This window comes from Paraburkholderia sp. LEh10 (assembly GCF_017814945.1).
In the GTDB taxonomy this organism is placed as follows: Bacteria; Pseudomonadota; Gammaproteobacteria; order Burkholderiales; family Burkholderiaceae; genus Paraburkholderia.
Map to the genome: position 1 here is coordinate 28269 of NZ_JAGIPX010000015.1, position 13248 is coordinate 41516.

Consider the following 13248-nt stretch of genomic DNA (forward strand, 5'->3'; position numbering starts at 1 on the left):
TTTTCTTTTTTCATTCCGTCTTAGGTGCTTTGAGCGAGTCTCTGCCCGGGCTGATGCCGCTTCACGCGCTTGAACGCCTGCTGGGCAGCCTGCTTTCCGGCGTACGCAAGTCGTGCCCACCTCGATGCCAGGATGAGGAACGATGCCGATTTATACGTCAACCCGCCGCTCCAGTAAGTCTTGTATTGCTGGTCGCCGGGTCCGAAATCGATATTCAAACCTTGTTCAAAAGCCCACTTGACCCAGTAATCAATAATGACCGTACCCGGTGAAAGCTTTGAATATTTCTTGTCGTAAGTATTCGCGACAAGATAAGTTGAGTGATTACAGACCGCAATAATATTTACAGCCAATGGCTCCTGATCGGAGCTGAGAACCATCATTCGGAACTGGCATGGCGCATCAGCGCCATTCAATAAAAGTTCACGCCAGAATTTGACGCTATCTTCTGAATCGATCCACAGGCTCGATATGCCATTGTCTTTGGCCCATTCACGCTTGTGCTGCGTGAACCATTCTATAAGCGAGCCAATCCTCGCATCAGAACGGTCGACGAACTCGAAACGGATTGCCATGTTGTTCTCTAACCTTCTTTTCACATAGTCCGGCGGCGTTCTCGTTCGTCCTACGCGCGACGTAGCAAACGCTTTCCAGTCAGCGTGACCATTGTTGGCGACCATTGGCGTCACTTCCTCGCTCCAACGCGCTACAGCAGCATTACCTTCCAGACTTTCGCACAGAGGTGACGACAAACGCACGCGCCACAGTTCGACCAGGGCGGCCTTGCCCGACCTGACGACAAACCGCAGCACCTGCCGGGCAGCGTCCTTCACGCCGACCGACGGCGCGATGAGCACATCGCTGGGTGACCGGTTTGGCGGCGTGAGCGGTCCCACGCATTTCAGAAGTCCCTTCTTGAAGGTGACGAGCGGCCACACGACGACCAATTTCCCTTCCTTCCTTCCGATTATGCAATGCAGTCTCTGCCGCAGATCTTGAGGACCTGATTCCAGCGTGCTATGACAAAACGCGAATGACTGGAAATAGTCCCCTCGAGCGATCTGCAACAGCTCGTCCCACTCTCGCTTCAATGCACGGAAACCATCCAGGTCATCGACGATCTGGAAAACGATGGCTTGCTCACTCACGTCGCCGCTCCTTAGACCCACGAGTCCATGTGGGTGCTGAATTAGTGGTCATTGAGACACTGCTGATTGTCCTTCTCGACGTAAGCGTATTTCTCATCGAGATGATTCGGCCTTTCTGGCACACACGCCTGTCGAGCGGATCTAAAAAGCCAAAATGGCGCGATAAGCGCCACCATTCCGGCTTCCACGCGTCACAAAAAACGAACCTTGATAGGGTTACTCCACTGTTACTGACTTTGCGAGGTTTCGTGGCTTGTCGACGTCCGTTCCTCGTGCACATGCCGTGTGATAAGCGAGCAATTGCAGTGGAACAACATGCAGTATTGGTGAGAGTGCTCCATAGTGCTCCGGCATGCGAATGACGTGAGTACCGTCCTCGCTTCCAATGCGCGTATCGGCGTCTGCAAATACAAACAACTCACCTCCTCGGGCCCGCACTTCCTGCATGTTCGACTTGAGCTTGCCGAGCAACGCATCGTTGGGTGCCACGGTGACGACAGGCATTGCTTCCGTGACGAGTGCAAGCGGCCCATGCTTGAGTTCGCCCGCCGGATACGCTTCCGCGTGGATGTATGAGATCTCTTTCAGCTTTAACGCACCTTCGAGTGCAATCGGATAGTGAAGGCCACGGCCCAGAAAAAGCGCATTGTCCTTTCGCATGAATACCTCCGACCACGCGATGATCTGCGGCTCCAGGGCCAGCACGCTATTCAACGCAGCCGGAAGATGGCGCAATTGTGTGAGGTAAGCGCGCTCCTGCTTCGCATCGATATGGCCGCGCATCCGGCCCAGCGTCGCCGCAAGCAGAAAGAGCGCGACGAGCTGCGTCGTGAACGCTTTGGTCGACGCGACGCCGACCTCTATGCCCGCACGCGTCAAAAAGGCTGATTCCGTCTGGCGCACCATCGCACTCGTCGCTACGTTGCAAATGGTGAGCGTGTGCTCGTGACCGAGTGACTGAGCATGCCGTAATGCGGCAAGCGTATCCGCCGTTTCGCCGGATTGAGAAATGACCACGACCAGTGCTTTCGGATTTGCTACCGACTCGCGATAACGATATTCACTCGCGATCTCGACCTGGGTTGGAATTTTAGCGATGGATTCGAACCAGTATTTCGACGTCAGACCAGAATAGTAGCTGGTGCCACACGCGAGAATCAGAAGGCTGTCTATGCGTGGAAACACGTCGCGCGCGGTTGGGCCGAAAAGGTCCGGGTCGAACCGGCTGGCTTGCGGGACGGTATCGGCGATCGCGCGCGGCTGCTCGAAAATTTCTTTCTGCATGAAATGGCGGTATGGGCCGAGTTCCACTACGCCGCCATATGCTGCCACGACGCGTACCGCTCGCTCTGCGGCCTCTCCTTCGCGATCGACGATCTTGACTTCGTCGGGCGCAAGCTCCACCACGTCGCCTTCCTCAAGAAATACGAAGTGGTCGGTCGACCCCGCGAGGGCCAACGCATCAGACGCGAGGAACTTCTTCCCATCTCCAACACCGACGACGAGCGGAGAGCCTTGTCGCGCGCCAACAATCGTGTGCGGTTGACTTTTATGCATTACCGCGATCGCGTACGCCCCATGCAGTTGCCTCACTGCATGACGCACGCTTTCGAACAGATCGCCGCGGTACATGCTGTGAATCAGATGAGCAATGACCTCCGTGTCCGTCTGGGAAACGAATTCATAACCCTTTCCGCGCAGCATTTCGCGAAGCGATTCGTAATTCTCGATGATCCCGTTATGCACGACTGCGACGGCATTGCACGAGAAAATCGGATGTGCGTTGTCGGTCACGGGCGCGCCATGGGTGGCCCAGCGCGTGTGCGCAATGCCTGTCACGCCTTCGAGGTGCGCTTCACAAACCTGGTCATCGAGATGAGAGACGCGTGCGACGCTACGGGCGCGCCGCGGCGAACCATCGGATAGCACCGCTACCCCACACGAGTCGTAGCCGCGATATTCGAGTCGGCGCAATCCTTCGACAAGCACCGAAACAATGTTTTCCTGCGCGACCGCGCCGACGATTCCGCACATGAGTTCTCCCCCTTTCCCGTTTGAGATCGGGTTCACGCCCAGCAAACGTGCACCTACGATCTCGCTTTTCGATCTCGAAGCTTCTTCCTGGAAGCTTCATCGAAAGATCAACCGCTTGCGGACATTGGGTTCGCCGCATCGCTGCCTGCAACGACACGCGTGGGCGAAAAACGCACTATCTCTCCGCCCGCAAAGCGTCGCCTCCATAGTAGTGCGTTGCCTCTTTTCCCGACGGCCTCAATGCTTGCGTCTGTGCCCTTTCGTACATAGGACATCTTCAACCGCGCACCGCGTTGTCGGCTTCGGGAAGCTTCACATTTGCGTCACAGGGAATTGTGCACACTGTCGGGTTGTTGCGAATGTGCATCGGATCGCTACGCGCCACGGCTGACGAGAACTCGCACCGCTCTCATCCTCATCGAGAAAACGCCCATGAAACAACGGGCACGCGCCTGTGCGCCGGCGCCGGCCACGCAGGCGCCGGCCGCTCGCCGGGCATGCGCGCGGCCACGTGCTACTATCAGCCATCCGCGTGCACTAATACACGTGTAAATTGTCTTTGACTGTACGCTTGACCACGCAAATTTCGCTGGCGTCATCGGGTGTAGCACTTATGAGCATTATTTCAATCGTCGGCACAATAGCCATTCTCGGCGTACTCGCCATGTCGGTCGCCGCGATTCTGGAAGTCTTGATCGGCAACGGTCGCCGACCGAGGGCGCGGCAGCGACGCGAAAACCGTGCCGAACGGGGGCGCGAGCGTAACCCGGTCGCACACGTCAAAAACCACACCAGCGACTGACGATCGAGCCCATCAATTTGTCAGCCTCTTGCTGCAGGGCATTGCGGATTTCGCACCTCTCTGATCCCCGTGCATAAGTGGGATATCCAACAGAACGGAGACCTGTAACGTCAGACACTTGTTTGCCGGGGGTGCCGGCTCGCCATGCATCTCTTTCGTGGAACTGGAGACGAAAAGATGGACAACGAGAGCAAAACGCCGCCTCGCGCGCAAACCAGCAGCCAGGCTCCGGGCAACAAGAAAACGAAGAGTAAGGGCGTACTTCCATCGCCAGCCAAAGTGGACCCGGGGCCGGGCCTGTCCGAGCGTTCGATTTTCCATGAGCCCTGGTGGCTCGATGCAGCTACTGAAGGCGCGTGGCGAGTCGCGCAAGTGAAGCACGGCAATATCGTCATTGGCGAGATGCCCTATATCGTGTCGAAAAAGGCGCTGTGGCAGATCTCGACCTTGCCGCCTCTTACCCGGACCCTCGGCCCCGTCATCAGGCCACATCAAACGAGTGCGAACGACAGGGAATGGAGTCAGCGTCTTGGCATTGCACGCGACCTCATCGCACAGCTTCCAAAATGCGCGAGATTTCATCAGATCATGGATCCGCGTGTTTCCGAAGCGGAGGCGCTGGCATTCCGCCTTGAAGGCTTTAACGTAAAGGTCGCGTTCACGCTGGTCGTGGATGGCTGGACAGACGAGGCATCCGCTTTTGCGGCATTGAAAGGTACTACACGCACGGCGGTGCGCAGAGCGCAAGAGTGCCTCACGGTCCGCCCGATCGATTCTGCGAAAGAATTTTTGGACTTCTACAGCGCCAATCTCGAAGTCCGCAAGCTCGACAACGTGTACGGCGCTGCAACAATGGGGCGCCTGCTTCATGAAATGATGAAGCGCGAGGCGGGCACGCTGCTCGGCGCATTCGACCCGCAAGGCACACTCGTTGCAGCGACCGCGTTGCTATGGGATACGCGGTCGGCGTACTACTTCCTTTCCGCGCGACGCCCCGGCGCACACAGCGGCGCAGTGAGTCTCCTGCTCTGGTCGGCAATGCGAACCGCGGGGGAGCGAGGGCTCAGTTTTGATTTTGACGGCGTATCGACGGCCGGCATTCTCAAGTTCCTTGGTGGCTTTGGCGGCCGCCTTGTGCGGCGCTTCGAAGTCGAGCGGACAATGCCCGTCTACGCGGCCTTGCGTACGACCCTGCACCGCGCCCGCTCGATCACCACGCTTGCCAGACCCGCGCTGATGCAGGGCGCGACCGACGAACCGCAGCGCATTTGAGACGCAGAGCGCTCGAGCGCGCTCGCCACTTTATTCACGCTTATACGTTCCCGGACACGCAGATGATGTCGTACGTTCGATTCGCTGTTCTGTTCTTCGGCCTGGCCATATCCACCCTGGTCAGTCACGGTGCCTACATGCAGATGGTCGGCATCATTATCCTGTCCATCTATTGCCTGTCTAGCGAGAAGATCCGTCGAGAAATATTCGAGCGAGACACGGTGTTGGCCGTGGCAATCGTCATGGCCATCATTACCGCGTTCTTTCTGTATTTCATCGCGTTCACTCCGCCGAACTGCGCACCCGCACTGGTGAAGTCAGCGCTCAACAATTACCTGTTTTTAGGTCTGGTCACGCTTTATGTGGTTTGTCTGCGCGCAACCATGAAAGTCGAAGCCGAGAAGATCATATCGGCCCTCTCGGCTTTGATTATCGTCAACGTTCTGATTCTCCTGTTGCAGACGGTGGTTCTGATAGCCAGCAATACGTACATCGACTTCGTCGAACCCGTTACGGGCGAGATGTCCCGGTATCACAATTACGAGAACCTCAATCCCGTTTTCGCATTCCGGCCGACTGGCCTGTATGTCGAACCATCGACATTCAGCGCGGCGCTGGCCGTCATGACGATCGGCTATTTGCTGTTGTGCAGGGCACAGAAGCGCGACCCCCACTTCCTGCCGGTGATTCTTTCCATCATTGCGATGCTGATCACCCAGTCGACGGCTGCCGTTGTTCAGTGCGCGTTACTGCTCGTAGCGATAATGTCCAACCGGACGAAGTCGACACGAGCCATCATTGCAGTCCTGCTTGTCGGCGGACTGGTGGCGGCTCCGTCATTCATCGAAGCGTATCTCGACAGCTTCACGACGAAGATGAGTGAGTCGTCGGAGCTTCGCCTTGCTCTGATGGACTTCATTTACCACCAGCGCTCCGGCTGGGACTGGCTGCTCGGTTACGGTCCGTTTGCGTTGGAAGATCCGCTTTACCGTTTGACTGATACGGGCGGAAAGTATCAGGTCGCTTCCCTCAATGACGCGGGGTTGCTGCAATATTTCGTGGTTCGTTTCGGAATGCTCGGCTTTGCCATTCCTGTCCTCTTCTTCATCAGGGTACGCAAAGATATACCTCATCTTCTCTTCCTGGTCATATTATTGACAGTCAAGCTTTCTTATGCGGAGCCGGTCCTGTATATCGGTCTGTTGCCACTATTGATGCGCTTGCCGAAGCAAGCCAACGCCAGCATCCGACAACCAGAAGCTGAGTCGCCGGGCTCGCTCGATGACATCGCGATGGGCCACCCACCGTACCCCACCCAGCGGACCTAGCAGGGGCACCACTCTTTATAGAACCCGGCCCCGTCCGGCAAGCGTCTATCGGCGCTTGCCGGACGCACTCCGCCCCGTATCGCCGCAAAGCATCTCGTCGCTGGCAGGCTATTCATGTCGAGATGTCCAGCCATCGCGTCGGCCGTTTTCGGCACGTCTTACCTGCCGGCTCATTTGCTGAAACGGTAATTAAGAATGCCAGGTAAAACAGCGTTCCTTTCAAGGCTCCTTCAAACGTGCGCGAGCGCACCGCTCTCGTTGAATTGTGAACCCTAATTCCCCACATTACGCTCAAACAATGATATTTATTTAGGGTAATAAAAGCCAAGAGCATTTCATCTGGCTCTAACGAGGCAAGGATGAATAACGCTGAAATACAGTACGAGATCGTCACCGAAGAAGCAGCGCTGCTAGCGCTAAAAGATGAATGGGACGACCTTTGGAGACGTGCAAATGGGTCTCACTATCAGTCATTCGACTTTTGCTGGATTGCATGGCAACAAGTCGCCAAGCCGAAGAAGCGGTACTTGCGATGCGTAGTGAGGCGGGACAGTGGCAGGCTCGCACTCGTCTGGCCGCTTGTGATGCATATCCGGTTTCTGTGGACATGCCTGTGCCCGCTGTGCCCCGAAGCAGCGGATTACTCGGGCCTGCTTCTCGACGCCGGCGTGCCCGCAACCGAATGGATAGAAGGTGCCTGGCGGACCGCGATGCAACGCTGCGGCGCCGATTTCATGCACCTGCCTTATCTCCACGAGGGCACGGACCTATACCGCATTGCATCGAGCGCCGCCCCACTCATCATCCAGACAGGCAATATTTCTCACGTGGCCAGACTTCGTGAGGAATCCCTACATAACGACTGGGCGTCATTCTGCAATTCACTCGACTCCACACTTGAAAGAAAACCCGGTTCCATCGCCCGTCGTATCGCGAAGAAAGGACAGCTCGAATGGCGGTTGATCGACCCGAGCGATACGGAAGCCATCGGTTCCTCGATCGATCTGATGCTCAAATGGAAACGCGACTGGAGCGAGCGCGTCGGCAAGCACGGCGTCTGGCTCGATTCCGTTCACTACCGCAATTTCCTCGTCGAATGGATTTCGTCGCAGTCGCTTTCGTCTCGCGCATATTTGCTCGTGATTACGCTAGATGGTGCGCCGCTGACGTCGCTGGTCTTTTGTGAAGCCAACGGCTGTGTGAACACGGTGATCGGGAGCTTCAACCAAGCGTTCCGGAATCTGTCGCCGGGCATGCTTGGTTTTGAATATGTCGTGAAATGGGCCTTCGACCGTCAGCTCGATGTCGACTTCGGACCAGGCACCGAGCGATATAAGGAGTTCTGGTCGCGCGGCAACGTAACGAACGTATGGACATTACGGACGGTTGCGTCGTGGTGGGGGCGCATTGGAATGCAGGCACAGAGACTCCCGTTTGAAATCATGGCCGATGCCATGCGCGGTTCAGTTGTTCCACGGATGCAAAACCTGATTCGCCGGCGCGCATTGGACAAGTATTAAGAGAAACGCGGAGAATCGAAAATCTCCGGACAATTGACCGTGTCGACTCGCGCGTTGTCCAACCCAACTCCGCGGGCGATTGGCGGTCTCCCGGCCCGCTGGCCAAGACGGTGACGATCGATATCTCGAATCATACCGACTATGCCGCCGATGACGCCGCCTTCTACGTGAGCAGCCTCCGACTGAACGGCCACGTCGTTACCGGTCACATCACCAGCGTATCGCCGACCTTCGTCGGATCAAAGGCAGGCTACCGACTCTCAGAATACGACACGGCGGGTCCGTCGATGGAAGTCAGCAACATCACGAAGAAGTAACAGGTGCATCCGCCACGATGCGGCCGTCGGTTCGATTTACGGCCGCGCGAATCCAGCTCGACACACGGAGCCAATAATCCGCGCGCTCCGTTTCATCGACAGCCGGCATGCCATCGAAGCCAGCACACACGATCAGAACGCGGCGAACGGCGCCTGGCCGCCCGACGCGCGCTTGTCCATCCCGAAGTACACGTAGCGGCCGAAGAAGAACGGCAGCCCGAGATCGAACGCCGTCAGCGAGCCGATCTGCCCGCCGAGATTGTTGAATACGAAGTTCCTCTGGCTGCTCAGCAGCGTCTGCGCGCTGACGATGCCGATCGCCGCCGCACCTGTTGCGCCGTTCGCGCCGACGAGGGTCACCGTGCGTTGCTGCGGCGTACCAGGGCAGTAAAACGACGACAGGCTGCCGCCGCACAGCAGCAGCGAGTTGTCCTGGAAGAAGTAGGCGTTCGAGCCCGAATCCATGAACGCGCTCGTCTTCGTGCCGTTGAACTGGCTGTTGACGAGGTCGCCCGACGCGTCGGTCGTATAGGTCGTGGCCGCCGCATTGCCGTTGTTCGACTGCGTGCCGATGCCGAACACGACCGTGCCCGTAGCAAACACGGCGCCGCTCGACGAAATGGGCGCCATCTGCACGATCACGCCATTGTTGTCGACGGGGAAGTTCGGCACCGGGTTGGCCACCTGCTTCGACATCTCGGCGAGCGTGCGCGTGCAATTCGTGCCGTTTTGGCATGCGTAGTAGCTGCTGAACTGCGCGACGTTGCCCTGTACCGAGCACGCCGCGCCGCAGTCGACGGGTGCCACGCCAATCCCGATGATGCCGTTCGCGCCCAGCGACTGCGCGGTGTTCTCCGCCGCGCCGTTCACGCAATCACCCGGAATGGTCGAATCGGGCAGATCGCCGATCACCTGGATCGGGATGTTGTTCGCCACTTCGCCGCTGATCTTCACGGTTGCCGTGCGCGTCGTGCCCCAGCTGAAGCCGTCCGCGAAGTGCGTGCATTCGACGAGCTGGCCGCCCGCCGTCGCTTGCTGGATGGGCAGTGAGTTCGCCAATGAGCCGAGCGCGGAATTGACGACGCGCAGGCCGAACGAGCCGGTATCGAGCAGCACATGGTCGATGGTCGTGCAGTTCGTGGTGGAGTTCGGCGCGCAGACCGTGACGCTGATCGTCGGGATGTTGATGATGTTCGCCACACCACGATCGACGGTCACGGCCACCGTGTTCGGCGCATTCGCGGCGATAGGTTGCTGGCTGGGGCCGCTGTTATTGTTGCCGTTGCCGTTGCCGATGCCGGTGCCGGTGCCGGTGCTGCCGCCGGTGCTGTTTCCGGTGGTGCCGCTGCCAGTGCTGCTGCCCGTGTTGCTGTCGCTGCTGTTGCCATTGCTCGGGTTGCCGTTGCTGGCGCTGCCGTTGCTGGTGCTGCCGTTGCTGGCGCTGCTGTTGCCATTGCTGCCGCTGCTGCTATTGGACGACGACGGCGATGATGAGTCTCCGCCCCCACCGCAGCCCGCGACGAACGCCGTCATCACGACGACGGACACGACGAGCACGGCTTTCACGACTCGAATGCACTCTTCAGGCTTCACGGCAATTTGCATGGCGCGTCTCCCGTCGTCAGTGGATGTCGATGCCGCTCACGCCCGCAGGCAATGCCTGCGGCACCCAGGCCTGGCCCGAGAACGCGCCCATGTGTCCGCCCGAACGCACGACAAGTCCGCTGTCCTGCACGACACCGGGACCGTGGCCGCCGCCGCGCAATGCGCGCGCGTTCGTCACGCCCGCCACGTACTGCGGAAAATAGCTGCCGAGCAGACTGGACAGATTGGGCATCTGCGGCCCGCTCCATGCGAGGCCGAACACGTTACCCGTCGTCGAAACGTACTCGCGCACCGACGTGCCATTGCCAAGCGACGTCTCGCGGACGGTATAGGACGCCGCGGCGCCCGACGACGACGACGAAGCTGACGAAACCGTCGCGCCCGAACTTGCCGCCGACGCGCTGCGCGTCACGGCGGCACCGCTCGACGGCGCAGGCACGGTGCGCGTCGTGGCGCTCGACCCGGGCGGCGGCGTCATCGGACTGCCGCCGAGCGCGGCGCTCGCCGGGCGCGACGCAAGCACGGCAGACAGCGCACAACAGAAGCCCAGCGCTGAAACAACAACGGCACGACTGAAGGGGATCGACATGGCCTTGCACCTCCCACGATCGACAGCGGACATGCCCGCCATTCGCAGACTCGGCGTGTTGATTCAGAAACAAGCGGCGCAGCGTAAGGCGGGCATGCGCGCGCCGCGCGCAATTGAAAGTCGAGTGACGTCGCGCGCCGTTCTTTCCTGGCTGTAGTACGCGAGCCGTTGACCCCAAGCCCGCTTGCTGCACTACCGCGCGGCCCTTATGTTTGCAGGCTGGATACGGCCGCTTTTTTCGTTGATGCTCGAGTACAGTCCGCGACCGGGGACCCTATTGATGAGCCGACCCGTCTCGTTGCGAGAGCGGGTTGCGTCCACGTCGCCCCGGCGCTTGAATCCGCTACAGATGCGCTACAACCGGCAAATGCCCGCCGCCGCATCCGAGCGGCGCCGGGCACAACGATCACAGCATCGAACCAGCCGGCTCAATACATCGCATACACGAATTGCGATACGGCCTCACTCTCTTCGGCGGGCGCGCGAAGCGCCTTCGCCATCTTGCGCAACTCCGGCTCGAGTGATGCCAGCGTATCGAGTCCCTGCTCGCGCCAGATCGCGATCAACGCGCCGATCATGTCTTCCTCGACGACGATCGGCGCCGGCTCGAAGACGTCGAGAAAGTACGATGAGCACGCGTCATCCGTCTTCGCCAGCACGAACGGCTCCACCTGCGGCCTCGCACCCGCGAGCTTCGAGCGGAAGAATTTTCCAAGGTCGGCGTCAGTCAAGTTGGTACTCCTTCTTCCATGAATCGTCCGATTCGACAGGCTGCTGCTCTTCGCGATAGAGGATGTAGTTGCCCATCACGAGCGCGTCGATCTCCGTGCGCATGAAGCAGCGATACGCGTCCTCCGGCGAACAGACGATCGGCTCGCCGCGCACGTTGAACGACGTGTTGACGAGCAGCGGGCACCCCGTCAGCGCCTCGAATGCCTGCAGCACGGCGAACATCCGCGGGTTCACGTCCTCCTCCACCGTCTGGATGCGCGCGCTGTAATCGACGTGCGTGATGGCGGGAACCGTGCTGCGCACGGCATTGACGATCTGCAGCATGTCCTCGGGGTCCGACGACGCCTCAGGCACCCGCCGATGCTCGGCGCGCACGGGCGCGACGATCAGCATGTAGGGACTGTCGGAGCCGAGTTCGAAATAGTCCGCTGCGCGGCTCTTCAACACGATGGGCGCAAAAGGCCGGAACGATTCGCGGAACTTGATCTTCAGGTTCATGCGCGACTGTGTCGTCGCCGCGCGCGGATCGCCGAGTATCGAGCGTCCGCCGAGCGCGCGCGGACCGAACTCCATGCGCCCCGAAAACATCCCGACGATCTTTTGCTCGGCAAGCAGGTGCGCGATTTTCCCGGCGCCGTCGTCGCCGCGGTCCAAAGCGTGATACGCGGCGCCCGATTGCGCGAGGAATGTCACGATTTCGTCGTCGCTGTATTCCGGTCCGACGAAGCTCCCTTGCTGCGAGTCCTTCGCGCCGACAAGCGCAGGCCGCGTGCCGCCGAGCATGTTGATCCCGGCGAGATACGCGGCGCCGATCGCACCGCCCGCGTCGCCTGCGGCGGGCTGAATCCAGATATCGTCGAAGATGCCCGCGCGCAGGATCTTGCCGTTGGCCACGCAGTTCAACGCCACGCCTCCCGCGAGACACAGGTTCGCCGCGCCCGTCATGTCGCGCAGCGTGCGCGATATCTTCAGCATGACATCTTCCGTCACGGCCTGGATGGATGCGGCGAGATCCATTTCGCGCTGCGTGATGCGCGATTCAGGCACGCGGGGCGGTCCGTCGAAGAGCCGATGAAAGCGCTCGTTCGTGAGCGTCAGCCCGCTGTGAAAATCGAAGAAGTCGAGATTGAGCCGGAATGAACCGTCGTCCTTCACGTCGATCAGATGCTCGCGGATCTTCCCCTCGTAGATCGGCTTGCCGTAGGGCGCGAGGCCCATTAGCTTGTACTCTCCGCTGTTGACCTTGAAGCCGCAAAAGTACGTGAACGCGCTGTAGAGCAGGCCAAGCGAATGCGGATAGCGGATCTCCTTGAGGATCTCGATCTTGCTGCCGCGCCCGATGCCGAGACTCGTCGTCGACCATTCGCCGACGCCGTCGACGCACAACACGGCGGCCTCCTCGAACGGTGACGGAAAAAACGCCGACGCCGCATGCGAATAGTGATGCCGCGCGAAATAAATCGGCACTTCGCAATTCAGCATCTCCTCGATCAGTTCCTTGAAGTAGGGCTTGACGCCGAAGAACGAGCGAACGGCATGGGTGAAAAACGCTTCCGACTCAGGCGCGAATGCGATCGACGAGCGGATGATGCGATCGGCCGTCAGCGCGGGATCATCGTAGAACGCGATCGCGGCCAGATCACTGCCGTCGATTTCCGCCTCTTCGAGACAGTAATTGATTGCGCCGCGAGGGAATCGCGGATCGTGCTTCTTGCGACTGAATCGCTCTTCCTGCGCGGCCGCGACGATCACGCCGTCCTTCAGCACGGCCGCCGCCGAGTCGTGATAGAAGGCCGAGACGCCTAATACATACCTTGACATTGCTCTCCCCTCGCGACGATGAAAGGTCGCGCTCCTCGTGGACTCGCCCGCTCGAACGCGGGCGCGCTTCATTCCCGTCG

General features: G+C 59.5%; 11 protein-coding genes. 5 read left to right on the plus strand and 6 right to left on the minus strand.

The features are described 5' to 3' along the window. Positions 1-20 precede the first annotated feature (20 nt). Together J8I87_RS45995 and glmS are read right to left on the minus strand one after the other, a co-directional pair. On the minus strand, positions 21-1148 hold the full coding sequence (locus J8I87_RS45995; RefSeq protein WP_209932216.1) for a GNAT family N-acetyltransferase: 1128 nt from the start codon (positions 1146-1148) through the stop codon (positions 21-23). Positions 1149-1364: 216 nt separating this feature from the next. Continuing rightward, positions 1365-3182: a glutamine--fructose-6-phosphate transaminase (isomerizing) gene (gene glmS / locus J8I87_RS14880; RefSeq protein ID WP_209932217.1), complete on the minus strand. Its 1818-nt coding sequence runs from the start codon at positions 3180-3182 to the stop codon at positions 1365-1367. A 571-nt stretch (positions 3183-3753) separates the two neighbouring features. Here glmS and J8I87_RS14885 point away from each other — a divergent pair. The 5 genes from J8I87_RS14885 (at position 3754) to J8I87_RS14905 (ending at position 8421) form a co-directional block, all read left to right on the plus strand. Next, entirely contained in the window at positions 3754-3984 is a 231-nt protein-coding gene (locus J8I87_RS14885; protein WP_209932218.1) for a hypothetical protein, read from the plus strand. 177 nt (positions 3985-4161) lie between these two features. Further along, positions 4162-5256, plus strand: coding sequence for a GNAT family N-acetyltransferase (locus J8I87_RS14890; protein WP_209932219.1), 1095 nt, complete (start codon positions 4162-4164; stop codon positions 5254-5256). A gap of 62 nt (positions 5257-5318) precedes the next feature. Continuing rightward, positions 5319-6584, plus strand: a complete 1266-nt coding sequence (locus tag J8I87_RS14895; RefSeq protein WP_209932220.1) for a hypothetical protein — start codon at positions 5319-5321, stop codon at positions 6582-6584. Between the two features lie 359 nt (positions 6585-6943). Beyond that, complete coding sequence (locus J8I87_RS14900) at positions 6944-8104, plus strand: GNAT family N-acetyltransferase (RefSeq protein WP_209932221.1); 1161 nt, start codon at positions 6944-6946, stop codon at positions 8102-8104. A 110-nt stretch (positions 8105-8214) separates the two neighbouring features. Further along, entirely contained in the window at positions 8215-8421 is a 207-nt protein-coding gene (locus J8I87_RS14905) for a hypothetical protein (protein ID WP_209932222.1), read from the plus strand. Positions 8422-8553: 132 nt separating this feature from the next. Here J8I87_RS14905 and J8I87_RS14910 read toward each other — a convergent pair whose 3' ends face one another. The 4 genes from J8I87_RS14910 to J8I87_RS14925 form a co-directional block, all read right to left on the minus strand. Continuing rightward, entirely contained in the window at positions 8554-10026 is a 1473-nt protein-coding gene (locus J8I87_RS14910; RefSeq protein WP_245253945.1) for a DUF3443 domain-containing protein, read from the minus strand. A 16-nt stretch (positions 10027-10042) separates the two neighbouring features. Further along, the gene (locus tag J8I87_RS14915) at positions 10043-10615 is read right to left on the minus strand and encodes a DUF2844 domain-containing protein (RefSeq protein WP_209932223.1); all 573 of its coding nucleotides are present in this window, start codon (positions 10613-10615) and stop codon (positions 10043-10045) included. A gap of 428 nt (positions 10616-11043) precedes the next feature. Further along, entirely contained in the window at positions 11044-11346 is a 303-nt protein-coding gene (locus tag J8I87_RS14920) for a hypothetical protein (RefSeq protein ID WP_209932224.1), read from the minus strand. Further along, entirely contained in the window at positions 11339-13168 is a 1830-nt protein-coding gene (locus J8I87_RS14925; protein ID WP_209932225.1) for a carbamoyltransferase, read from the minus strand. Before J8I87_RS14925 ends, J8I87_RS14920 begins: the two co-directional genes overlap by 8 nt. Positions 13169-13248 lie beyond the last annotated feature (80 nt).

Excerpts from the sequence above, each read along its gene's own strand:
- glmS (WP_209932217.1), bottom strand. The coding sequence starts at position 3,182 with ATGTGCGGAATCGTCGGCGCGGTCGCGCAGGAAAACATTGTTTCGGTG.
- J8I87_RS14890 (WP_209932219.1), top strand. The coding sequence starts at position 4,162 with ATGGACAACGAGAGCAAAACGCCGCCTCGCGCGCAAACCAGCAGCCAG.
- J8I87_RS14895 (WP_209932220.1), top strand. The coding sequence starts at position 5,319 with ATGATGTCGTACGTTCGATTCGCTGTTCTGTTCTTCGGCCTGGCCATA.
- J8I87_RS14900 (WP_209932221.1), top strand. The coding sequence starts at position 6,944 with ATGAATAACGCTGAAATACAGTACGAGATCGTCACCGAAGAAGCAGCG.
- J8I87_RS14910 (WP_245253945.1), bottom strand. The coding sequence starts at position 10,026 with ATGCAAATTGCCGTGAAGCCTGAAGAGTGCATTCGAGTCGTGAAAGCC.
- J8I87_RS14915 (WP_209932223.1), bottom strand. The coding sequence starts at position 10,615 with ATGTCGATCCCCTTCAGTCGTGCCGTTGTTGTTTCAGCGCTGGGCTTC.
- J8I87_RS14925 (WP_209932225.1), bottom strand. The coding sequence starts at position 13,168 with ATGTCAAGGTATGTATTAGGCGTCTCGGCCTTCTATCACGACTCGGCG.